Below are 24,193 nucleotides of genomic sequence, written 5' to 3' on the forward strand. Positions count from 1 at the left end.
GTTTGTAACACTATTGTTACTTATGCAAGTATTTTATCAGTTCATCATCGAAGCAGACTGCAAATCGCGTGATTCCAGCTCCTGCTCCGTAGGCGCCACCATCCGCTGACGGATGTAACGCTTCTTGGAAATACGGCCCATGCCGAACTTCGCCATCGTCTTATCCACCACCATATAAATTACCGGCACTACTATCAGCGTCAGGAACATGGATGTGATAAGGCCGCCGATGATTACCCATGCCAGACCATTCTTGGTCGATGCCACACCACCTGTTGCCAGTGCGATCGGCAACATACCAATCACCATCGCGATGGTAGTCATCAGGATCGGGCGGAGACGGGCATGGTTAGCATGGATGAGCGCGTCGTAAGTGCTCTGTCCTTCTTCCTTCATCTGGTTGGTGAAGTCTACAAGGATGATCGCGTTCTTCGCCACAAGCCCGATCAGCATGATCATACCCAGGATGGTAAAGATGTTCAGCGTATTGTTGGTAAGCGCCAGTGCCAGCAGGGCACCGATGATAGCCAGCGGGATGGAGAACATTACCACGAAAGGATAGATGTAGTTGTCGTACAGCGCCACCATGATCAGGTACACCATGATGATGGAAATGAGCAGTGCCATACCCAGTGTGGAGAACGAATCTCCCTGATTTTCAGCATCACCGCCCAGCAGGTAGCTAACGCCCATAGGCTTCGGCATGGTGCTCAGTTTCGCTACGAACTCCTGGGTTACGGTACCGGCAGGGCGGCCCATTACCTGGCTCTGTATGGAAACGGAAGTGCTTTTATCGCGGCGCTCCAGGCGGCTCGGACCAGACCCTTCGGTGATGGTAGCGAACTGCGAGAGCTTCACCAGCTCACCTTTATCGTTCTTAAAATCAATATTGGCCACATCCGCAATGTTGCGGCGGTTAAAGTCGCCATAACGGATGTTGATATCATATTCATACTCACCCTGGCGGAATTTCACTTTGGAGTCATCCGCAGTTCCGCTGAATGCCGTCTGCATCGTACCACCCACATTTTCCAGTGTGAGGCCGAGGGCCGACATTTTATCACGATCCACCTGCACATTGATCTCAGGGTTACCTTCTTCTACAGACAGTTTCACTTCCGTAGCACCTTCTATTTTCTGCAGTTCGGCCATACCCGCTTTCGCAAATTTGAACACACTGTCGAGGTCGGTACCCATTACGATCACATCGATGGGAGCGCGTTCTGCAGTACCCATGATGCTTACGGAAGTAGTTTTCACTTTCACACCGGGAAGGATAGCTTTCAGTTCCTTTTTGATGTGCGTAGCAAGGATGTCTGCAGCTTCACGCTGGTGAAGGTCTACCAGCTGCACGGTTATCTCCGCTTTGTAGGCGGTAGATTGTGAAGCACCGAAACCATCTTCTGAAGTCTGACCCACGGTGGTGATCAGCGAGGTAACTTCAGATTTCTTTTCAAGGAAGGCTTCTGCTTTCAGGGTAGCCTGGTTGGTTTGTTCGATGGATGCATCTTTCGGCATCTCGAGCATCACGATAAACTGACCACGGTCGCCTTTCGGGATAAACTCACCACCGATATATCCGCGGCCTACCAGCTGGAAGGACGCGATCAGGAGTGCAAATACACCTACAAGGGTAACGGTTTTATTTCTCAGCGCCCATTTCAGGCCACCGGTCATCCACTGCGTGAATTTATCCAGCTGGCGTTCGAACCAGAGAATGAATTTCTCGAAGAAGTTTTTACCGGTTAGATGTGTGAGCTTACCGAAGCGGGAAGCGAGCAGCGGTACGATGGTGAACGAAGTCAGCAGGGAGAGCATCGTGGATATCATAACCACCACGCAGAACTCACGGAGGATCTTGCTCACCAGTTCGTTCGTCAGTGAAATGGGGAGGAACACCACCACAATTACAAGCGTAATGGAGGTTACGGTAAACCCGATTTCCTTTACACCATCAAATGCAGCGCGTACTTTATTCTTACCCATCTCCATGTGGCGGTAAATGTTTTCGAGTACCACAATGGCGTCGTCCACAAGGATACCAACCACCAGCGAAAGGCCCAGCAGCGACATGAGGTTCAGCGAGAAGCCGAATAGTTTCATCCCGATGAATGTTGCTACCAGTGAAGCAGGGATGGAGATCATTACGAAGATGGCGTTACGTAAGCTGTGCAGGAACAACATCATTACCGCTGCCACGAGCAGTACGGCAATCACGAGGTCATGGATCACAGAGTCGGCAGACTCCAGGGTGAACACAGAGTTATCGTTCGCGATCTTGATCTTCAGGCCGGCTGCGGCATATTCTTTTTCGATACCGGCGATAGCCTTGTGTACCTGTTCAGATACCGTTACGGCATTCGCATCGGATTGTTTCTGTACCTGCAGGGCAATAGCTGCTTCACGATCTACACGGGCAAGCCTGTCTGCATCTTTCTGCGCATCCTGCACATCGGCTACATCACCGAGGCGCACCTGTGTGCCGGTGGAAGTAGTAGCGAGTACGAGGCCGCGGAGCTGGTCCACATCTTTATATTTACCTGCCAGGCGCACGAGGATCTGCTGATCGGTAGTTTTTACCTTACCGGTAGGGAAGTCGAGGTTGGCGTTGGTAACCGTCTGGCGTACCTGCATGATAGACAGCTTGTACGCTTCCAGTTTCTTAGGGTCGATGTTGATCTGGATTTCTCTTTCCTGGCCACCGATCAGTGTGATCTGGGCTACACCAGGCAGGCGGCTCAGCATGGGCTGGATGCGCTTGTCGATCAGGTCAAAGAATTTCCGGTCATCCATTTTCGCAGTAGCGGAAAGTGTCATGATCGGAAGATCATCAAGGGAGAATTTATTAAGAGACGGAGGTTTGGCATCGCCGGGCAGTTCAGCAAGGATAGCGTTCACCTTCCTTTGTGCATCCTGCAGGCCAATGTCTTCATCAGCATCGTTATTCAGTTCCACCGTAACCATGGAGAGGCTCTCGGAGGATTTGGAAGTCAGTTTCTTAATGTTTTCCATGGAAGCCACGGCGTCTTCGATCTTTTTCGTGACGGTGCTTTCCACTTCGGAGGGCGAGGCGCCCGGGTAAACGGTGGCGATGGTCACGATCGGGGAGGAGAACTTGGGCAGCAGCTCATAGTTCAGCGTCTTGTAACTGAGTACCCCCAGCAGCGTGAGGATGGTGAATAGCACCACCACAACCGTCGGCCTTTTTATCGATATCTCTGTAATCTTCATTGTGTCGGTTTGTTAAGTGAAGCAATCGTCTTACTGGGCCTGTACGGCTACTTTAGCACCGTTGGTCAGGTTGATCTGTCCGCTGATGATAACGGTTTCACCTTCATTCAGGCCTTCGCGGATTTCCACTTTTTCACCATAGATGCGGCCGGCGGTTACTTTGCGCAGTTTGGCAACGTTTCCTTCCATTACATATATCTGGTTGCTGTTAACACCGCCAACGAAAGCGTTGCGGGAAATAAGCATGGAGGGTTCCTGTTCAGGCATTTCGAAATTGGCAGTGCCATACATACCGGCTTTCAGTTGCTTGCCGGCGATGTTGATCACTTCCATTTCCACAGGGTAACTCAGGGTAGCATCGCCTTTGGCAGCGATGAACGTGATTTTACCGGTGTACTGGATTTCGGGGTAAACGTTAGTGGTCACATTCACTTTATCGCCCAGTTTGAGGTTGATCACCTGCAGCTCGGGAACGGTAACGCGCAGCTTAAGGCGGCTAACGTCTACGATATCGAACATTTTGGTACCTGCGGAGAGGTAGGTGCCTTTCTCAACATACTTGGCGTTGATGAATCCGGAGATGGGAGACTTCACATATGTATCGTTTACCTTACGGCTGGCAGCTTCGTAGCGGGAAACGGCCAGGTCGTACTGGAGGCGGGCATCATCCATTTGCTTCTGGGTAACGCCACCGGTTTTGAAAGCGGCTTCATACCTGTCTTTATCTACTTTCAGTTGTTGCAGATTGGCTTTTGCGGAAGCCAGGTCGGTACCTACGATTTCATCGTCGATACGTGCAAGGATCTGGCCCTGCTTTACAACACTGCCCTCGTCTACCATGAGTTGATTGATACGGCCGGCAGCTTCGCTGAGGTAGGTCAGTTCGCGGAACGGCTCAAAGTTGCCGTTGGCAGCGAAGTGCTGATCAAAATCCACACGGGTTGCTTTCTCGGTGAGTACGGGAATATCGCCGGTGTTACTTTGTTTAACGAATTCTGTTTTCGCTGCGTTGGCAGCTTTGTTGGCGTTCAGTTTGTAAATGATCGCCGCGATGGCTGCTATTGTTAAAATGCCGTAGATTAAAACTTTCTTCATGGCTTGCATTAGTTTAAGAGTGAGGGCAGGTTACCGTGTGATTTGATGAGGTCGAGCTCTGCTATTTTATATTGCAGCAGTGCTTCGTTATAGCTGTTCTGTGCTTCGGCAAGGGAAGTTTCTGCATTCAGCAGATCCGTGAGGTTTGCGAGGCCCAGGTTGTAGTTATTCTGAGTGGATGCGTATACCTCATCTGCGAGGGCTACGTTTTCCTTCTGCGTTTTGATGGTGGTCAGGCTGTTGAGGATGTTCAGCCGGGCATTTTCAAAAGCAGTGGTAAGATCCAGTTTATTGGCTTCCAGTTGTTTGGATACCTGCGCGAGGGTAAGCTCAGCCTGCCTTACGCGGCTGCGGCGGGCAAAACCGTCGAAGATGGGAATTTTCAGGGTGAGGCCAACGTTAGCCATGCCAAACCACTGGGCAGTAGTGTTACCACCTTTGAAGAGGTCGAACTTGTTGCTCAGCCCGTTATAGGAATACTGTGCGTTAAACGACAGCTGCGGGAAGTATTCGGAAACATAAGCCTTCTTCTGGAACTGCTGCAGCTCTTCCGTTTTCTTGAGCACTTTAAACTCCGTACGGTTTTCGAGGTTGAAGCTGCCAAAGTCCTGCGTAAGCGCAGCTTTCTGTTCGATATCGCTAAGCGCCATAGCCGGGAACTCCAGATCTTCGGTAACGGGCATGCCCATCACTACCTTCAGGTTGTTCTCATCTACTTTCAGCTGATTGATCAGTTGCGTTTTCTGTGTCTGGTAGTTAACGAGGTTCACTTTGATACGGTCCAGGTCAATACGTTTGGCCAAACCATTATCGAGCTGACTTTGCGTGGTGGCTACCAGCTTCGTCATTTTATCGATATTGCTCTGTACCACGTTTAGTTTTTCCTGGCGTACCAGTACTCCATAATAGAGTGCGGATACATTATATATTACCTTCTCTTTGGTTTGCTGTGTTTGCAGGGCATAATATTCTTCTCCGGAGCGGGCAGCCTGAAGGCCGGTGAATACGCTCTGGTTAAAGAGTTGCTGGGTGAGGGTACCGGAGGCGCTGGCGTTCCAGGTGGTACCTACTTCCAGTGCCATGGGTTTGCCCGGCTCGTTCTGGTTCATTTCGCCGGGGAGTACCATTACCTGTTTCTTGATGTTGTCGGTAATGCTTCCGGTGGCGTTAAGCTGGGGGAGGGCCTGTGCACGGATCTCAGAAGTCTTTTGCTTTCCGATCTGTTCTTCCAGGCGGCTCACGGCCAGCTGCTGGTTATGATCCAGCGCAAAACGGAGGGCATCCTGCAGCGTTAGCTGTTTCGATTGTGCGTAAACGTTCGTGGTCCAGGCAGAGGACAGGAACAAGAACGGTATGATCCATTTTTTCATGCTGTGTATTGTAACGATAGTGTTATGCGGTGATTGAAGAAGGAAGATATTGTTCCAGCAGCGCCTGGCCTTCCGGCGTGGCGATGCCATTTATATAATGAACGGTGATCTGGTACATGACATCGTGCATTTCAAACTGTGCAGCGGGGAACTGCACCGGGTTGAAGAGTGCGTCCATTTGCATGAGCCGGAGGTACACCATGATATCGGCCCGGAGGTTGTTGCGGTACAGCCCTTCGCGGATGCCTCTTTCGAGATTGCTGCGGATGATGGCGGCCACCATTTCGTCTTTGAAGTTCTTCACCTTCTTCCATGCGGAGGGGTGATACTTTTCCAGTTCGAAGAGGAGTACCGGGTTGGTACTGCGGGCCATCCTTTCGGTATGCCCTATGGAAAGCACCAGTTCCTCAATGGCATCGCGGCCGGCATCCTGGCAATCGGCCAGCTGGTTGCAGTAAGTACCGGTCATGAAGTTGGTAACTTCATCGATCAGCTCGTTTTTGTCGGAAAAATGCTCGTACACGGTTTTTTTGGAGATACCGCATTCCTTTGCGATGTCTTGCATCGTAATGCTTTTCACCCCATAAGTTTTGCACAAGCGCAGCGCTGTTTCCAAAATCCTGTCGCGCATCTTACTTTTTTAAAGAATTGATGAATATGTCGGCCAGTTGCACCTGCCACTCTCTCACTCTTTCAAACTCTGCGTCACTGATCTCTTCACTGATATCTTTGTTCACCAGTGACAGGCGCAAGCCGATCATAGCATGCATATACAAGGCGGCCACTTTTTCAGGCTCTGCAGTTACCAACTCACCACGGGCGGCGCCTTTTTCTATGATGTCCGTTATTAACTTAATCTCTCTTTCGCGTGCATTTTCGAATGCTTCATGGGCAAATCGTACCAGTTGCCTGTCTTTCAGCACCTTAAACAGTTCCAGCCGGCAGAATCTGCGGGCAAACTCGTGCCTTACTGCAATGAGCTCCATGAGTGCCTGCCGGGCGGTAGCTGCGGCGTTGGCTTTTTCCCGGAGATCCAGGAAGTAGGTTTCCCCGGCTTTTTCAAGGGCGGCAATGTGCAGCGCCTGCTTGTCGGGGAAATAGTAATACAGGGAGGCTTTGGAGCAATGGAGGTCCTCAGCGATTTCGCTCATGGTCGTTTTCGACGCACCATAGTAAGTGAACCGCTTCAGTGCCGCATCGATGATGCGTTCCCTCATTTCATCCCTGTTTTCAGTCAACATTAACTTTCTGACTTTTTTAGTTACAAAGTCAAAAGTAGAAAGATTTTCGAAATATGGTAAGCAGAGTTGACCATTTAACGCATTTTTAACGATTATGTGACAGTAACGGGTGTTGGAAGTTTCCGGGGTTTCAGAAAATGCAAGTGGTTGAAGAAGAAGGAAGTAACGATCAGTGGGAAATCTGAATATAATTGATTATCAATTACTTAATATAGAAAAGGGTATTTATTCGCACTTATACACAAAAGGGGCTTTTAAAATTACATATTAAAAACAATTGTGTAAAAACGTCATTAATATGGTTTTAGGCGAATTAGCTGCCTGCATAACGGTTTGAAGCTATCACCTGTTCGATTAAATTCACCGGCGGAAACAGGCTGATTTTCAATCAATATTTCTTTGCCGCACTTTCAAATTTTTCAAACAGGTGCCTTTCCTGAGAACTGTGATTTCTAATAAGTGAAGGTTAAAAGGAGAATAACAGCCTCCATTACACATTAAATATATTTGTGTAAAACTGTAGTTAATAAGGTTTTAGAAGGGCGCAAATGATGCATAACTCTTTCCTGGGCGAAAGAAGCGTATTGATAATCAACACCTTAGAACTTCGCGAGAAACTTCAGGGGAGCTAACACCTTCCATTATTGAGGGCTGCCTGTACCCAGTAGCCAGCCTTGCATTTTGGGGCACCTTAATTATCATTCAATTGTCATGTGAGCCACCTTTGAGATACCTTTGAGATACCTTTGAGCCACCTTTGAGATACCCTATATAGGGGTAGCTTTCAGGTAACTTATATATACCTTAAGAATGGGTATTAGATATGTAAGAAAGTCAATACCCCTACTTGCAGGTTACTTCAAAGCAAAGGTTGGTGGCATTGAAACGGCGGGTCAGGATATAAAAAAGGCCCCGGTGCATGGAGCACCGGGGCCGGAAAGACATTATATAGATATCACCTTTACTATTTCAGTTTCTCAAGGGCTGATTTCAGCGCTTCCAGCATAGCAGGGATCTCTTCCTTCACGCAGGTACCTACGCTGAGGCGGTACCAGGGAGAGGTGCGGTCGGAACCGAAGGCGTAGAAAGGCACTACCGCCAGTTTGGCCTCATCGAGGATGTAGCTGGTAACGGCTCCCTGATCTTCCAGTACTTTACCATCAGCGGTTTTCTTCCCTTTCAGGTCGAGCTTAATGGTGAGGTAGATGGCAGCCTGGGGGGCGATGGCGTCTACCGCATGGCCTGCTTTCTTCAGTCCGTCGAAGCCTTCGTAGATTTTTACGAGGCGCTCTTCCACTTCACCTTTGAAGTGAGCGAGGTATTTATCCACGTTTTCTTTCTGAACGAGATATTTGGCGGCAGCTTTCTGCTCGGCCATGGGGCTCCATGCGCCAACGTGGGAGAGGATGGATTTCATCTTGCTCATCACGTGTTTGGGACCGAGTGCCCAACCCACGCGCACACCTGTACCGGCGAAAGCTTTGGACATACCATCGATGAAGATGGTGTAATCCTTCATTTCCGGACGGAGGGATACGGGGTTGTAGTGCTGCGTATCGCCGAAGGTGAGTACCCAGTACATCTGGTCGAACAGCACGTAGAGGGGTTTTTCACCGGCGCTGCGGCTTTTATTTTCTTCCAGTACCATATCGCAGATCTCTTCCAGTTGCTTTTTGGCGAAGGTGGTGCCGGTAGGGTTCTGGGGAGAGCAGAGGGCGAGGAGGGTAGCACCTTTGAGGAGGGGCTTCAGCTCGGCCGCGGTAGGCATAAAGTCGTTTTCCACTTTAGTTTCCAGTACAACGTGCTCACCTTCCAGGAAGTGGGTGTAGTGGTTGTTGTTCCAGGAAGGGGTAGCGTAGATCACTTTCTCGCCACGGTCAACGATGGTACGGTAAGTAGCGTAAATGATGGGACGGCCGCCGCAGGAGATAACGATCTCGCTGAGGGGGTCGTAGTCCAGACCTTCCCTTTCGCTGATAAACCCGCCAACAGCTTTACGCAGTTCGAGGATACCATCAGCCGGAGGATAGTTGGTGTATTTATCCCTGTATGCCTGAATGATTTCGTTTTCAAACTCCAGGGGAATGGGGAAAACCTTGGGATCGAAATCGCCAATGGTGAAATTGTAAATCTTTTCACCCTTAGCCTGCTTTTCCTTGATCTCTCCTGCAAGTTTGATAATTTCGGAACCTATCAGCGTTTCGGCTAAATGAGACAGTTTCATATCCCTTGATTTAATTTTAAATGAATTGATGTTTTTTGCGCCCGCAAAACTAACCGATTTGTCAATAATTTAAAAGAATCCCGGCATTGTTTTCGATATTTTCAATATACACACTATTTTCATGGAATTCATTCAATAATTGATGACTTTACTGCGTTTTTGACAAGCGGCGTTCGTCTTTACCAATTTTGTTTGTGAATCGCAGATGTGGAAAAGCCGGGGGTGGATCATTGGCGAAACTTTCTATCTTTGTTTGCCTTACATTTGCAACAATTATTAAGTAACCTTATGAAGTTTATCGTTTCTTCCTCCACTTTACTGAAACAATTGCAACAGATCAGCGGCGTGATCAACTCCAATACTGTGCTGCCCATCCTGGAGGATTTTCTTTTCCAGATAGACAGGAATGAGCTGACCGTGGTGGCCACCGACCTGGAAACCGTCATGAAGGTAAAGCTTGAAGTAGAGGCCAAAGAAACAGGCCGTATCTGTATCCCCGCGAAAATCCTCATGGATTCCCTGAAGAATTTGCCCGACCAGCCGCTTACGTTCAATATTGATCTGAACTCTTTTGCAGTTGAGATTACTTCCGATAACGGTAAGTATAAGGTGATGGGTGAAAATCCGGAGAACTTCCCTAAAGAGCCTGCTGCGGAAGATGCAACAAACTTCACCATGATCTCGTCTGCCCTGCTCACTGCCATTACCAAAACACTGTTCGCTGTCAGCAACGACGATCTGCGCCCGCAGATGACCGGTGTTTTCTTTGAGCTGCACCCTGATAATATCACCTTTGTTGCAACCGATGCGCACCGCCTCGTGAAATACATCCGTACAGATGTTAAATGCCCTCAGGCCGATACCTTCATCGTTCCCAAGAAGCCGCTCAACCTGCTGAAATCCGCTATTCCGGACAACGACAGTGAGATCCGTATTGCTTACAGCAGCAACCACTTCTTCGTATCCCATCAAAATGCGCAAATGATCTGCCGACTGATCGATGCGCGTTTCCCTGATTATAAAGTAGTTATTCCTAAAGACAATCCTTACCGCCTTACCCTCGTTAAGAGCGATTTCCAGAACGCCCTGAAGCGTGTAAGCGTTTTCGCCAACAAGAGCACCAACCAGGTTGCCCTGAGCATTAGCGGCGCAGAACTGCAGCTTTCGGCCCAGGATGTGGACTTCTCTTTCGAAGGTAACGAGCGTATGAGCTGCCAGTACAATGGCGAAGACATGCAGATTGCCTTCAACGCCAAATTCCTCATCGAAATGCTCCACGCTGCCGAAGGTGATGAAATCACTATCGACCTCAGCGCGCCTACCAAAGCAGGCATTCTCCGCCCGGTTGAAAAAGCAGAAGAGGAAGACCTCCTGATGCTTGTTATGCCGCTGCTGATGAACAACTAAAAAGCTACGTAACCGTACATAGAAAAAGCCGCCTGGTATCAGGCGGCTTTTTTATTTCGTATGAAAAACCATTATATATTAAACAAATCCGGCATTTTTCTCAAAAGCTCCCGAATCCCTCCACGCTTATATTTTTCTTGTTATATAAATAAATCTATGAATGAAATCCTTCCTTCCTGCTGAAGAATTATCTGGGCTGAAATCCGCCACTATTGGGCAAAATGTCGTAATTTCTAAGTGAGAACAAGCATGGTTTTTCATAACTGATCCGCTTACACGACCATTTACCCTGAAATAATGAGTGAGTTTTTTGAACATATACCTTCTCATTACCGCACCGCGATGCTGGTGGCAGGCCTGGTAATTTTATGGTTGATTGAAGGAGTGATCCCGCGAATCAGGTTCGGCAACCACCGCCTCCGGCACGCCGGCACCAATTTGTTCTTTACGCTGACCACTGCTGTTGTGAACCTGGGGTTTGCCTTTATAATTGTAAAAGCATCAGACTGGACTACACATGAGCCATTCGGCCTGCTGTACCTCCTGCAACTGCCCTTATGGCTGCACGCCCTGCTGGCCGTGATGATGATGGACCTGATAGGTGCTTACCTCGTTCATCTGATACAGCACAAAACCGCGTGGATGTGGCATTTCCACAAAATCCACCATACCGATACGGCAGTGGATGCCACCACGGCCCTGCGCCATCACCCGGTAGAAAGTGTTTTTCGTGTAGGCGCACTGTTACTGGCCATCTTAATAACGGGCATCCCCATCTGGATGGTGATGTTTTACCAGTCGCTGTCTGCCCTTATGAGCCAGTTCAACCATGCGAATATTCATTTACCGCATTGGCTGGACAAGGGGCTGAGCTGGATCATCGTATCGCCCGACATGCATAAGGTGCATCACAGCCGTTACCAACCTGAGACCGATTCTAATTACGCGAATATTTTCTCCATCTGGGACCGCCTTTTCGGCACATTTGTGACAGTGAAAGATACCACCAGCCTGCGTTATGGGCTGGATGAATATCTGGATGAGCGTTATCAGCAAATCGGGCCTTTACTGAAGACACCGTGGGAAGATGTGCCGGTTACCAACCAGGCGCCTCAACAGACAGAATTACACCAATAGCCAATTTATTTGATCACTTATAATCCGTACAACAATGCACCACCCAACAAGTCTGCCCAAGATTGCAGGTTTTGCATCCATTTTCATCGGTGTTGTCACCGCAGCATTTTCATTTATCAGCAAATCATCTGAAGCAGCTATTTACATTGGCGCGGCAGGGGTTATGCTTTGCGTGGCATCCGTAATCATTGCCCGCAAGAATATTGATGAACTGCAAATGGCCATAGCCGGCCTGTTCCTGTCTATCGTAGCCACAGGAATAGGTATCTGGCAAATGTATAACCTGTAGGCAAGTAATGCTGAACCGCAAGTTCCTCCCTTCGGGCGCCGGTGCCTAGCCGTACCCGCCTAATGATGAACCTCCCGAATCCTGAATCGGGGAACTTGCGTTGCTATCCTGTTAACACCCGGTTTCCGCAGTGCCCCCTGCCGTCCTGCCACCTCCTTATATCCTTGAAACAACACAGCATAGTTATGCCGTTTCCTTACCGGAAGCAGTGTAGGTGTATTCACTCCTGTCCCCATCTGTAGTGCGGGGAAATTTTCATTGTTGCAAAATGTCGAAGTAGAAGATTGCATTAGCCGCCAGGGCTAATGAACTCCAACGCTGGTGATGTGGGAAGCTATTTCTTTTTCTTCTTTGGAGCAGCCAGGCGGGTGAAGGTTTCCAGGTGTTCCTGCGCCGCATTTACGGGATGCACCCGCAGGGCAGTGTCTGACAGTTCACGGATAATGAGCGTGTCTGTCTGCAGGAAAACAGTATCTGCTTTGGAATATCCTGCGAGGGCGTGCAGGAGGAGGGTATCATTTTTCAGGGTCCAGCTTTGGTATTTGAGGCTTTCCAGCATAATGGAAGACGCTTTGCCTCCTTTGCGGAGATGGAAGCCCAGCATAAGGGTATCCACCCCTTCGGCGGGCTGCACCCATTTGCCGGGCAAAAGGGCAGAGTCTATATGCACCGTATCCAATACAGGGGCGGGGTCCAGCGGCTGTTCTATGAAAACTGTATCGCTACCTGTAACGGCTACACTGTCTTTATGCGTTTCGCCTTCACCACTGTTACAGGCGGCGGCAAGGAGAAGAATCGCAGGCAGGAAGATGCGGGTCATACGAACGGTTGTTTATTATAACATATCAAAGATAGTGCTAAACAGCAGGTTGCGTTTCAATAGCACGGATAATACGGGCAGGATTTCCGCCCGCCAGCACATTGGGAGGAACATCCTTTGTTACCACAGCCCCTGCCGCCACCACCGAATTCTCCCCTATGGTAACTCCGCCAATAATGGTAACGCCCGCTGCAATCCATACATTCTTTTCAATCCTGATGGGCTTACCAATGGTAACGGCACGCCGCTGTACAGGGTCTAATGGATGCCCGGTTGTAATGATACTCACATTTGGGCCGATCATTACATCATTACCGATTTCAAGTCCGCCAAGGTCATAGAAAGTGCAGTTCTGGTTGATAAATACATTCCTCCCCACGCGTATTTCTTTTCCTCCCGCCGTATAAAATGGCGGGATCAGGATAAAACGGTCGTCCACCTGCTGCCCGGTAAGCTCGCTGAACAGCAGCCGTACCTGGTCTGCATCGTCGAAAGTTAAACGATTCATGGAAGCCGTCAGTTTCATCGCTCGCCTGGTATTGGATACCATCTCTGCAGACGCGGGCGTTTGCCGGTGAATAACTTTCACACCCTCATGATTCGTAGTTTCCATACAGTTAAAGTTAGTATTCTCGCATTGAAAAGGAAGGGATCAGTTATACAGTATTTGGAAATTGGAAGGTCAACACTTAGATTTGTGGTCACTTTAGGGGTGTTCCGGGGTTAGACCCGGAACTGAGATGATACCCTCAGTACCTGATGCAGTTCACACTGCCGTAGGGAAAAGTAATACTGAACTCCTTCTCACCACATCCTTAAAGTTTATTGTTTCACTTAAATTCCTTGTAAACATGGAAGTGCATGTAAACAATAAACTTTATGCGGTGCAGCCGGAAACCTCCGTGTCTGCCCTCTTACAGTTTATCCAGCTTTCTTCCGGAAAAGGCATCGCCGTAGCGGTGAACCGCCAGGTAATACCCAGGCCTGCATGGCCCAGTACCCTTTTGATGCCGGACGATCACATCACCATTATTCAGGCCACACAGGGCGGATAACGCCCGTTAATTCACTGCTCCCTTAATACCGAGCGGTAATGGTTCTTTGCGCCCTTCCTGAGCGCAGAGGCCCTCTTATGCCCATACGTAAACACTTAACTCATTTTATTATGCAAAACCTCATCACCCGCACTCCTTTTCCTGCCTCGCAGAAAATCTATGTTCCCGGATCACGGCCCGATATTCAGGTGGCCATGCGGGAAATTTCCCTGTCAGACACCCGCCTGCACGGCCGCCATGGAGAGCAGCGTCCCAATCTTCCCGTTACGGTGTACGATACCAGCGGCCCGTTTACCGACCCTTCCATAGTCATCGATCCCGCAATTGGTATCCCCCGCCTCCGGGAAAGCTGGATCGATGAACGGGGTGATGTATCCATCCTGCCCGCCCTTACATCCGACTACGGCCGTGCCCGCCTGCTCGATCCTGCCCTTGCTCATCTCCGTAACGGCCAGCCGCCCCTGCCAAGGAAAGCACTTCCCGGCTCCAATGTAACCCAGCTCCATTATGCCCGCAAAGGCATCATCACCCCGGAAATGGAATATATCGCCATCCGCGAAAACCAGCGTGCAGACAGTGCTTTCCGTGAAGGAAATCCCCTCTGGCAGCAACACCGTGGTACCGGCAATGCACCGCGCCTCATTACTCCGGAGTTCGTACGCAGCGAAGTGGCTGCAGGCAGGGCCATCATCCCCTCCAACATCAATCACCCGGAAGCAGAACCCATGATCATCGGGCGCAACTTCCTCGTTAAGATCAACGCCAACATCGGTAACTCCGCCGTCACCTCTTCCATCGAAGAAGAAGTAGAAAAAGCTGTATGGGCCTGCCGCTGGGGAGCCGATACCATTATGGACCTCAGCACCGGGAAAAACATTCATGAAACCCGGGAATGGATCATCCGCAACTGCCCCGTTCCCCTCGGCACCGTACCTATTTACCAGGCACTCGAAAAAGTGAACGGTAAAGCGGAAGACCTCAACTGGGAAATCTTCCGCGACACACTCATAGAGCAGGCTGAACAGGGGGTAGACTACTTCACTATCCACGCTGGTGTACTGCTCCGTTATGTTCCGCTCACGGCCAAACGTATGACGGGCATTGTTTCCCGCGGCGGGTCCATCATGGCCAAATGGTGCCTTGCACATCATAAGGAGAACTTCCTCTATACCCATTTCGATGAGATCTGTGAGATCATGAAAGCATACGATGTTGCCTTCTCCCTGGGCGATGGCCTGCGGCCCGGTTCTATTGCCGATGCAAATGATGCTGCCCAGTTCGGTGAGCTGGAAACATTGGGAGAATTAACCAAACGCGCCTGGAAAGAGGATATCCAGGTAATGATTGAAGGGCCGGGCCATGTGCCCATGCACCTGATCAAAGAGAATATGGACAAGCAGCTGGAGCATTGCCATGAAGCGCCTTTCTACACCCTCGGCCCTCTCACTACCGATATTGCCCCGGGGTATGACCATATCACTTCCGCCATCGGCGCAGCCATGATCGGGTGGTACGGTACCGCCATGCTCTGTTATGTAACGCCTAAAGAACACCTCGGCCTGCCGGACCGCGACGATGTTAAAACAGGTGTGATCACCTATAAGCTGGCGGCCCATGCGGCTGATCTCGCTAAAGGACATCCGGGAGCGCAGCACCGCGATAATGCATTGAGCCAGGCCCGCTTTGAGTTCCGCTGGGAAGATCAGTTCAACCTTTCCCTCGACCCTGATACTGCCCGCAGCTTCCATGATGCCACGCTCCCGGCAGATGGTGCCAAGGTGGCCCATTTCTGTTCTATGTGCGGCCCGCAGTTCTGCTCTATGAAGATTTCACAGGAAGTGAGGGAACACGCCGATCGTGAAGCTGCCATGGAAGAGATGTCTAAAGATTTCACCGCAAGGGGAGGAGAGATTTACGCATGATCTGGCTTATCACATCACCGCAGTTTCCGGTAAAGGAAAGCAACTGTAATCCGGCGCTCACTGAAATGCAGATCATCGAATCTGCATTCGGCGCCGGGTTACAGACATTGCTGCTGCGCAAGCCGGGATGGTCGGTTCATGCATATGCGCAGTGGCTGGAGCAACTCCCTGCCCGGTACCATAACCGTGTAATGGCAGCCACCCATCCTTCGCTGGTAGAAACCTACGGATTGAAAGGCCTGCACCTCAGTGAAGATGCCCGTGCCCGTATTGCTCCGTACGAATTACGGAAGTTAAGGGAAGCCGGCAGATGGATCAGTGCTTCCATTCACAGTGGAACTGCAGACACATCAGCTTATGATGCGGTGCTGCTCGGCCCGGTGTTCGACAGTATTTCCAAGCCCGGCCATTGTGCCCTGCAGTTCGATACCATTCCTCCCAATGCGCTGGCACTGGGAGGCGTGCATGCCGGAAACATTAGTGAAGTGAAGGCACGCGGCTTCTGCGGTGCGGCAGTATTGGGAGCGGTGTGGCAACATCCTGATCCTGTGCAGTCCGTTACTCTCTTAACTGAAATGCTGCGTTTGTGGCAGTCCCCATTACCTGTTCTAAAAAATACCCATCCATGAAGAATACCCGCTTACAACTGTTTCGCAAACTGATAAAACCCCTGTTGCCATGTCTTATGTAATGAGCCTTGCCGGCCTCGACCCATCGGGTGGTGCGGGGCTGCTGGCAGATATAAAAACCTTCGAAGCCTGGCGCCTCCGCGGCCTGGGCGTATGTACCGCACTCACCGTACAAACCGACACCGAGTTCCTCGGAGTGGAATGGCTCAGTGCAGACAGTATCATCAATCAGGCGCTGCCTCTCGTGCAGCAATACCCTGTGGATTACTGCAAAGTGGGCATCATTTCACACCCCGATACCCTGGCTGAGGTTATGACTGCCCTGCGTGCCGTACGGCCCGGTATCTCGTTTGTGCTGGACCCTGTATTGCGTGCCTCGGCGGGCTACGTTTTCCATACGGCTATCCATGCAGCATGGGCATCCATCCTGCCATCGCTCACACTCCTCACCCCTAACTACGACGAAGCTGTGGCTATGAGCGGCTTCCCTGATGGAGAGCATGGCGCACGGGCTATGGCCAAGCATTGTGCGGTATTACTCAAAGGCGGTCACCGCCCGTCTAAACCCGGGCACGACACATTGTTTCATGCAAACACGGAAACAGACTTTGCTCCATCTTCTGCCACCGCATATGCGAAACATGGCTCGGGTTGCGTACTGTCTGCCGCCATTACTGCCGCACTGGCCACGGGCATGCCCCTGCCCGAAGCATGCCGTGCAGGTAAAGATTACACGTTCCGCTACCTCATGAGCAGTCCTGCCCTGGTGGGCTGGCACGAATCGGAGGAGCGGCAAACCATTCACTATTAAACCGATTACAATGGAACGACTATTATACATTTCTCAGGAAACGCCCGGCGCATCGCATGCCGATAATATCCTGGCTGCCTGCGAAGCAGGATGCCGCTGGGTGCAGCTACGCATTAAATCCGGCGACCCTTCTGCCGCAGCAATCGCAGCCATGGAAATATGCCGTACATATGGCGCCACCCTTTCCATCAACGATCATCCCGAACTTGCAAAATCAGTAGGCGCCCATGGCGTGCATGTTGGGTTAAACGATATGCCGGTGGCTGAAGCCCGCGCTATTGTAGGGCAGCATATTCTGGTAGGCGGCACCGCCAACACACCTGAATATGCACTCACTCATGCAGCCGCAGGGGCCGACTACATCGGGTATGGCCCTTACCGCTTTACCACCACCAAGGAAAAACTAAGCCCTGTTTTAGGTATAGCAGGATACCAGCGGCTGATGGCAGCACAACCGGGCATCCCCGTTATCGCCATCGGCGGTATTGTAACTGAAGACATACCGGAGCTGCTGGAAGCAGGCGTTTACGGCATCGCCGTTTCCGGATTGATCACACATGCACGCGACAAGAAATCTACCGTGCAGCAAATCCTCGATTGCATATGGACGAACTCATAATTGCCGGGCAGGCTTTCACCAGCCGCCTGTTTATCGGAACGGGCAAATTCGGAGACACCGGTATCATGGAACGGGCACTTCTTGCATCCGGGTCGCAACTCGTAACAGTGGCCCTTCGCCGGGTAGATGCAGGGCATCAGCCCGATAATCTGATGGCCCATCTTCGCCATCCGCTATTCCGGCTGCTGCCGAACACTTCTGGTGTCCGTAATGCGCGGGAGGCCGTTTATGCAGCAGAGCTGGCGCGTGAAGCCCTGGAAACCAACTGGCTTAAACTGGAGATTCACCCCGATCCGCGCTACCTCCTGCCCGACCCGGTGGAAACACTGGCCGCTACAGAAGCCCTTGCTGCCAAAGGCTTTATTGTATTGCCATACATCCATGCCGACCCCGTACTGTGCAAACGTCTCGAATCTGCAGGTGCCGCGGCCGTTATGCCACTGGGTGCTCCCATTGGTTCCAATAAGGGCCTGTGCACCAAAGATTTCCTGGAGATCATTATTGAACAAAGTAATGTGCCCGTGGTAGTGGATGCAGGTATAGGCGCACCCAGCCATGCCGCAGCCGCTATGGAAATGGGAGCCGATGCCGTGCTAGTAAATACCGCCATTGCAGTGGCCGGTAACCCTGTGGCTATGGCAGAAGCCTTTGCTGCAGCAGTAGCCGCAGGAAGGAAGGCATACCTCGCCGGACTGCCTGCATCCAGCAATAGTGCACATGCCAGCAGCCCTGTACTCGCTTTTCTGGATGACGCTGATGACTTTAACACACACCAGTAAATGATGCATATGCCTACATTCGAAACCATTTTCAGGCAATATGAATGGGATGATGTGAAAGGTAAAATCTATTCCAAAACCACGGCAGATGTGGAAGTTGCGCTGCGTAAAAGCCGCCGTGGCACTGAAGATTTTATGGCGCTCATTTCCCCTGCCGCAGCGCCCTTCCTGGAAAGGATGGCGGCACTCAGCGGCCAGCTTACCCGGCAGCGGTTTGGCAAAACCATTCAGCTGTATGCACCTGTTTACCTTTCTAACGAATGCCAGAACATCTGCACCTATTGCGGCTTCAGCCTGAACAATCCTTTACGCCGCAAAACCCTCACCGGTGCAGAAATGCTCCATGAAATAGAAGCAGTAAAAAATATGGGCTTCGGGCACGTGTTGCTCGTAACCGGCGAAGCATGGCAAACGGTAGGTATGGATTATTTCTCCCGCGCGCTGCCCATCTTCAAACAGCACTTCCCGCAGATATCCATCGAAGTGCAGCCTATGGAAGAGGAAGATTACCGCGCCCTAACCCCGCTGGGCCTGCATTCCGTGCTGGTATACCAGGAAACGTATCATGAAGGGGATTATAAAAAGCATCATCCCAAAGGCCGTAAATCCAACTTCGCCTGGCGGCTCGAAACGCCTGACAGGCTTGGCAGGGCCGGTGTACATAAAATTGGGCTGGGGGTGCTGATTGGTTTGGAAGACTGGCGGACAGACAGCTTCTTCACCGCACTGCACCTCGATTATCTCCAACGCACCTATTGGCAAACGCGCTATAGCATTTCGTTCCCCCGCCTGCGTCCGTTTTCCGGCGGACTGCCGCCTAAGTCTATCATGAACGACCGTGAGCTCCTGCAGCTCATCTGTGCATACCGGCTTTTAAGTCCGGATGTGGAGCTTAGTCTTTCCACCCGTGAAAGCCCCCGTTTCCGCGACCATCTCGTTCCACTCGGGGTCACTACCATGAGCGCCGGCAGCCGCACCAACCCGGGTGGCTATGCTGTGGAACCAGACTCACTGGAGCAATTCGAGATATCTGATGAGCGCAGTCCTGCCGCGGTAGCTGAGATGATCCGGCGGCAGGGGTATAGCCCGGTATGGAAAGACTGGGATGATTTCGGGCATTAAAAACAGCGGGTTTAGACAATTTTATGGAAGTTCCGGTGCGAATTGATGGCGGGAGGCTAACTTTGCAGCATGGACCAGTCGAGTGGGAAGATTTATACGCTTCAATTCGGGTTGCTTTGCCTAAGCAACCTGCTATTCTCCGCCAGCTTCAACATGATGATCCCGGAATTGCCTGCCTACCTTACCAGCCTGGGCGGGGCCGATTACAAAGGGTATATCATCGGGCTTTTCACACTCATGGCCGGCCTGAGCCGCCCCTTTTCCGGAAAGCTTACTGATACCATTGGGCGTATTCCCGTAATGGTTTTCGGCTCTGTGATCTGCGTGATCTGCAGCCTGCTGTACCCGCTGGTAAGCACAGTAGGCGCTTTTCTGTTACTGCGCTTCTTCCACGGTTTCTCCACCGGCTTTAAACCCACCGGTACATCCGCTTATGTAGCCGATATGGTTCCATTTAACCGCCGTGGTGAGGCTATGGGTATGGTAGGACTGGCCAGCACCATCGGGCTTTCACTGGGGCCCTCCATCGGTGGATCCATCGCCAATGCATGGGGCATTGTAACAATGTTCCAGATCTCTGCTGTATTTGCCCTTCTGTCTGTCGTGATCCTCATCGGTATGAAGGAAACGCTGCATAACCGGCAATCCTTCAGGCCGGCGCTCCTAAAAATCTCCCGTCACGAAATATTTGAACCTGCGGTAATGGCGCCCGTGGTAATCACCTTTCTCACTTACTTCAGCTACGGTGCTTTATTAACGATTATCCCGGATTTCAGTGCCCACCTCGGGTTGCAGAATAAAGGGCTTTTCTTCACATTCTTCACGGCCAGCTCCATTGGCATCCGGCTGCTGGCAGGCAAAACATCTGACCGATACGGAAGGGTACCGGTATTGAAGATCGCAGCTACACTGATGGCGATATCGATGGTAGTGATTGGATTGGCGCATACGCCAGCGGTATTGCTTGCAGGGGCATTATTGTATGGGGTGTCGCTGGGTTTGAATTCTCCCGCCGTTACCGCCTGGACGATTGACCTTGGCTTACCCGAACACAGGGGCCGTGCATTGGGGAGCATGTATATTGCGCTGGAAGCAGGCATAGGACTGGGAGCATTTTTCTCAGCAGAATGGTATGGCAACAATCCGGAACACTTCGGGAAGGTATTCTTCATCATGGCGGGCGTTACCATTCTGGCAACCATCTATCTGCTTTTCGTGTACCGGAATAAATACGTCCGTTATGCGCGTAAATCCATCCGGTCGCACTACCACAAACCGCGTTAAAACCTTACAGCAGATTCGGCTACCCGCTGCAGTACAAATTTTACTTTCTCCACCACATCACCATCTTCCGTGGCGCGGATATGTACCGGTATCCTTGCCGGCGAGGCCTCCAGTCCCAGTTTTTTGAGCTGGTCGGCATCAGGCTCCACGATATAATCGCCGGGAGGCAATCCCAGATAGTTATAGAAACCATCCGGCTCACTGAGGGGCGAGGCTACCAATGTACCATCGGGCTTTCGTATCTGCACCCGGATACGGCCCAGTCCTTTGCGCTGGCTGGCTTCCTGCAGAAATACGTGCCCTGTAATTTCTCCCACCACCACTACGGGCACTTCCACAAGGCGTACCTGGTTAGGCTCGGCCATCACTTTGATAACTGGGTTACGGATCTTGAAGGCGAGGTTATCGAAGTTGCTATTATTTAGATCGATGAAGTATTGCACATAGGGCTCCATTTCCATGATACAAACAGAAGTGTCCTGCGCGCGGGGTACCAGTCTTCCCCCATTCACACTCATGCGCAGGCCCTGTAACTTAGGCTCACCTTCATCACGGTGGCTATTACCGTTCAGGTCGAGGAAAGCGTAAATAAGCAGGCCTCCGGTGCCCACCAGGCTACGGTTACTAAATGCGGTGTACCCTGTTTTCCCTTCATGCACGAAACTACCTCTTGCCGATTGCACGGTGGTAGTGGTACGATTGCCTTTCAACAAGGACAACCCGAGCTGCCCAAAGGAGAAATCCCAACGCAGCCCAACCTGGAACAACCTGGTATCGCTCCTGAAATTCTCCTCATACGCTGCATTCAGATATCCCCGGCGAAATATGTACTTGCCTACCTCGCACCTGGCAGACATTACTTCGTGACCAGTATAGGCATATTGTATCTGGGGCATCATCAGCACATTACCGGGAAGCCGGAAGGTGAGCCCGAAATTGCTGTATATGAAAGGATCTGCATCCCGCACAAATACCGCGTAAGTGTTAATACTCGTACCCACTTTACCGAAGGAGCCGGACAGTAACATGTCTGTTGTGCTGTAACGCGTATAGCTGGAAATAAGTTGGTTGAGGGTAAGCCTGGAGAACAGGGAAAACTTCTTTGCAAAGAATGGTTTGGCCACCATCACTTTCCGCTCTTCGCGGAAGGAGTAGATGATGGCGCGCTGGCCCTGTTTGTACCTGGTATATTCCGCATCCAGCTGAATGTTCGCAGGCAGGCGGTATGTAAGCAGCCCTTTCCCGCGTACCCCATGTGCATATTCCCCGCTCAGCAACAGGTTCTTCGCCAGCCGGATTGAAGTGGTCACAAATGGGATCGTATTAGCACCGGGGATGGAGCTTTTATGTTCCACTCCAGCCCCCAATGTAAGGAAGCGGGTGAGGCCGTATGAAGCCTGGCCGCGTGAAAAGAAACTGTTCACCGTATCTTCCACAAAGCCCGCACTGGCAGTGTACTCGAATTCTTTGTATGGCAGGAAATTGAAGGGTATGCTTACGTTTTCCTCCATGAGTCTTTCTTCTCCCCATGGCCCGTAAAACCGCAGCCTGATCTGTGAATTGCCATACACCAGCGGCACCTGAAAGGAATACAATCCATTGGCATCAGCTGTGGTATAATCCACCATTGCATTGTTGACGTACAGCTCCACCGTCCAGCCCGGTTCGGTAACATTAGTGAGGGTATATGTACCGAAGGAGCGGCGGTAAGTTGTGGGGGCGTTGGTAACCTGCACGCCTACCACGGGGTCAAAGATGGAAGAAATGGAATTGGTAAATATTTTTCCGGCAATAAACTGGCGCATCAGTGGCTGGTCATTATCCACATACCGCCAGCGGTAATATTGCTGCCGCCTGTCGAAGGGCCCTATTTGCCGCCTGTCTTTATCCGGCCCTGCGGGGATTTGATTATACGCGTAGTTGCTGTAGTTGAGGGAAACGGTGGCTTCGCCGCCTGCCAGTTGAGCGCCGGCCCGGATGTTAGCCCATACATCATTCCCTCCCGGGTTACGCTGGCTTGCCAGAACAGACCAGTCGGCCATCCCGAAGCGGAACAGTGAGAAAGAGCGTTTTATTACAATGTCCGCCTTCAGATCGCCCTGCAGCTGCCGGAGGTTACGCCGCATGAGCTGGCGGCGCATTTCTGTGATGGCGGGCATTTCCATCGTGGTTTTCATGGCCACGGAAAGACTCCTGAAGTTGAAGGTGGCCAGCAGTCCGAATACTGAGCCAAAATATTCCAGCCGAAGATAAATACCTGTTTCGGCCCGCACCAGGTCGTAGGGCTTCAGCAGGTAATGCTGGCCTTTATAGTGAATACGCCCGCCAGGCAGATCAATGAGGTAGGGGTTGGTTTCTTTTACAAAATACCCCGCTACAGAATCGCGGCCTGGCGTGAGGGTATGGCGGATCTTGAGGAAATCAAATACATCGGTGACAGATAGATAAGCCGTATCGTTGTTGATGAGGGCAGGAACTTCCAACCCTCCCAGGCCCTGTACCGACAGGTATACGGAGGTTTCATACAGGATGGGCACATCATCCCCCGGACCTTTCCCCGACGCTCCCCAACACCAGCAACAGGCACATACAAATGCCGCGATACGTTTTACGGCTCGCGGCAACAACCTGGTATGTGGGGTATGCTTCATTCCTGTATAAATGTCAGACTGAAGGTTCCGTTATACGCACCTACCGGATTCGACGGCGGGCTGCCAACTGTAAGGATACCGCCAACACGCACCAGGTTACGGGTAGGTGGAGTAGCGGTGGTTACAAAAGTATCAGAAGTGGAGAACTGCCCTATCGTCATCGTCATTGATCCGCCGTTGCTGCCATTTAATACTACAGCCGGCCCGCGTATGATATGAATAATGGTGCCCGGGTTGGCTTCCACTTCAAAAATGGCCGGAGCAAAAGGGTATCCCATATTAGCACCTACTACCGTTCCCATCACAGTACGTGTACCATCAGGAAAAATAGTGACCGTTCCTCCGGATGGCCCTGAAAAGAAAGCGCCGAAAATCAATCCCTGTCCCGGATCTACATGCACGGCAATGGGCCGCGGGGGCTGCTCCTGGCCGAGCACCGCCGTAGTAGCCGACAATAATGCCAGCGCTGCGATCCATTTTAAATATCCGTACCTGCTCTTCATTACA

General features: G+C 51.1%; 21 protein-coding genes and 1 riboswitch. Of the genes, 11 read left to right on the top strand and 10 right to left on the bottom strand.

Annotated features, from left to right (window positions below):
• Window positions 1–36: 36 nt before the first annotated feature.
• From DEV76_RS04970 to DEV76_RS04995, 6 genes are all read right to left on the bottom strand, one after another.
• The gene (locus tag DEV76_RS04970; RefSeq protein WP_109695734.1) at window positions 37–3,231 is read right to left on the bottom strand and encodes an efflux RND transporter permease subunit; all 3,195 of its coding nucleotides are present in this window, start codon (window positions 3,229–3,231) and stop codon (window positions 37–39) included.
• A gap of 30 nt (window positions 3,232–3,261) precedes the next feature.
• Window positions 3,262–4,326 (bottom strand): efflux RND transporter periplasmic adaptor subunit, encoded by a 1,065-nt coding sequence (locus tag DEV76_RS04975; RefSeq protein WP_109696659.1) that lies wholly within the window; start codon window positions 4,324–4,326, stop codon window positions 3,262–3,264.
• Window positions 4,327–4,334: 8 nt separating this feature from the next.
• Window positions 4,335–5,696 (bottom strand): TolC family protein, encoded by a 1,362-nt coding sequence (locus DEV76_RS04980; RefSeq protein WP_109695736.1) that lies wholly within the window; start codon window positions 5,694–5,696, stop codon window positions 4,335–4,337.
• Window positions 5,697–5,718: 22 nt separating this feature from the next.
• Entirely contained in the window at window positions 5,719–6,327 is a 609-nt protein-coding gene (locus DEV76_RS04985) for a TetR/AcrR family transcriptional regulator (RefSeq protein WP_109695738.1), read from the bottom strand.
• 1 nt (window position 6,328) lies between these two features.
• The gene (locus DEV76_RS04990; protein ID WP_198651946.1) at window positions 6,329–6,913 is read right to left on the bottom strand and encodes a TetR/AcrR family transcriptional regulator; all 585 of its coding nucleotides are present in this window, start codon (window positions 6,911–6,913) and stop codon (window positions 6,329–6,331) included.
• Window positions 6,914–7,901: 988 nt separating this feature from the next.
• A complete protein-coding gene (locus DEV76_RS04995; RefSeq protein ID WP_109695742.1) occupies window positions 7,902–9,161 on the bottom strand; it encodes a pyridoxal phosphate-dependent aminotransferase in 1,260 nt (419 codons plus the stop codon).
• A 288-nt stretch (window positions 9,162–9,449) separates the two neighbouring features.
• On the opposite strand from DEV76_RS04995, the gene dnaN reads away from it, so the two are divergent.
• From dnaN to DEV76_RS05010, 3 genes are all read left to right on the top strand, one after another.
• The gene (gene dnaN / locus DEV76_RS05000; RefSeq protein ID WP_109695744.1) at window positions 9,450–10,568 is read left to right on the top strand and encodes a DNA polymerase III subunit beta; all 1,119 of its coding nucleotides are present in this window, start codon (window positions 9,450–9,452) and stop codon (window positions 10,566–10,568) included.
• A gap of 297 nt (window positions 10,569–10,865) precedes the next feature.
• Entirely contained in the window at window positions 10,866–11,705 is an 840-nt protein-coding gene (locus tag DEV76_RS05005; protein WP_109695746.1) for a sterol desaturase family protein, read from the top strand.
• 34 nt (window positions 11,706–11,739) lie between these two features.
• Window positions 11,740–11,994: a hypothetical protein gene (locus DEV76_RS05010; protein WP_109695748.1), complete on the top strand. Its 255-nt coding sequence runs from the start codon at window positions 11,740–11,742 to the stop codon at window positions 11,992–11,994.
• 334 nt (window positions 11,995–12,328) lie between these two features.
• Here DEV76_RS05010 and DEV76_RS05015 read toward each other — a convergent pair whose 3' ends face one another.
• Both DEV76_RS05015 and DEV76_RS05020 read right to left on the bottom strand, forming a co-directional pair.
• Window positions 12,329–12,814 (bottom strand): lipocalin family protein, encoded by a 486-nt coding sequence (locus DEV76_RS05015; protein ID WP_109695750.1) that lies wholly within the window; start codon window positions 12,812–12,814, stop codon window positions 12,329–12,331.
• A gap of 37 nt (window positions 12,815–12,851) precedes the next feature.
• Window positions 12,852–13,427 (bottom strand): sugar O-acetyltransferase, encoded by a 576-nt coding sequence (locus DEV76_RS05020; protein ID WP_109695752.1) that lies wholly within the window; start codon window positions 13,425–13,427, stop codon window positions 12,852–12,854.
• 85 nt (window positions 13,428–13,512) lie between these two features.
• A riboswitch (TPP riboswitch) is annotated at window positions 13,513–13,614 on the top strand.
• Window positions 13,615–13,665: 51 nt separating this feature from the next.
• On the opposite strand from DEV76_RS05020, the gene thiS reads away from it, so the two are divergent.
• The 8 genes from thiS to DEV76_RS05060 all read left to right on the top strand — a co-directional run bounded on the left by thiS (window position 13,666) and on the right by DEV76_RS05060 (window position 21,035).
• Window positions 13,666–13,869 carry a sulfur carrier protein ThiS gene (gene thiS / locus DEV76_RS05025; protein WP_109696661.1) on the top strand — a complete coding sequence of 68 codons (204 nt, stop codon included), beginning with the start codon at window positions 13,666–13,668 and terminating at the stop codon, window positions 13,867–13,869.
• Between the two features lie 110 nt (window positions 13,870–13,979).
• The gene (gene thiC / locus DEV76_RS05030; RefSeq protein ID WP_109695754.1) at window positions 13,980–15,791 is read left to right on the top strand and encodes a phosphomethylpyrimidine synthase ThiC; all 1,812 of its coding nucleotides are present in this window, start codon (window positions 13,980–13,982) and stop codon (window positions 15,789–15,791) included.
• 65 nt (window positions 15,792–15,856) lie between these two features.
• Entirely contained in the window at window positions 15,857–16,420 is a 564-nt protein-coding gene (locus DEV76_RS05035; RefSeq protein ID WP_157962721.1) for a thiamine phosphate synthase, read from the top strand.
• Window positions 16,421–16,469: 49 nt separating this feature from the next.
• Complete coding sequence (locus DEV76_RS05040; protein ID WP_109695758.1) at window positions 16,470–17,231, top strand: hydroxymethylpyrimidine/phosphomethylpyrimidine kinase; 762 nt, start codon at window positions 16,470–16,472, stop codon at window positions 17,229–17,231.
• Window positions 17,232–17,241: 10 nt separating this feature from the next.
• On the top strand, window positions 17,242–17,850 hold the full coding sequence (gene thiE / locus DEV76_RS05045) for a thiamine phosphate synthase (protein ID WP_109695759.1): 609 nt from the start codon (window positions 17,242–17,244) through the stop codon (window positions 17,848–17,850).
• Window positions 17,835–18,629, top strand: coding sequence for a thiazole synthase (locus DEV76_RS05050; RefSeq protein WP_109695761.1), 795 nt, complete (start codon window positions 17,835–17,837; stop codon window positions 18,627–18,629). Before thiE ends, DEV76_RS05050 begins: the two co-directional genes overlap by 16 nt.
• A gap of 9 nt (window positions 18,630–18,638) precedes the next feature.
• The gene (gene thiH, locus DEV76_RS05055; RefSeq protein ID WP_109696664.1) at window positions 18,639–19,751 is read left to right on the top strand and encodes a 2-iminoacetate synthase ThiH; all 1,113 of its coding nucleotides are present in this window, start codon (window positions 18,639–18,641) and stop codon (window positions 19,749–19,751) included.
• A gap of 69 nt (window positions 19,752–19,820) precedes the next feature.
• Window positions 19,821–21,035, top strand: a complete 1,215-nt coding sequence (locus DEV76_RS05060; RefSeq protein WP_109695764.1) for an MFS transporter — start codon at window positions 19,821–19,823, stop codon at window positions 21,033–21,035.
• Here DEV76_RS05060 and DEV76_RS05065 read toward each other — a convergent pair.
• Both DEV76_RS05065 and DEV76_RS05070 read right to left on the bottom strand, forming a co-directional pair.
• On the bottom strand, window positions 21,032–23,686 hold the full coding sequence (locus DEV76_RS05065; protein ID WP_109695766.1) for a hypothetical protein: 2,655 nt from the start codon (window positions 23,684–23,686) through the stop codon (window positions 21,032–21,034). The genes DEV76_RS05060 and DEV76_RS05065 overlap by 4 nt on opposite strands.
• Entirely contained in the window at window positions 23,683–24,189 is a 507-nt protein-coding gene (locus DEV76_RS05070) for a DUF4402 domain-containing protein (protein WP_109695768.1), read from the bottom strand. The genes DEV76_RS05065 and DEV76_RS05070 overlap by 4 nt, the downstream gene beginning before the upstream one ends.
• Window positions 24,190–24,193: the final 4 nt, after the last annotated feature.

The sequence above is a fragment of the Chitinophaga deserti genome, assembly GCF_003149455.1.
In the GTDB taxonomy this organism is placed as follows: Bacteria; Bacteroidota; Bacteroidia; order Chitinophagales; family Chitinophagaceae; genus Chitinophaga; species Chitinophaga deserti.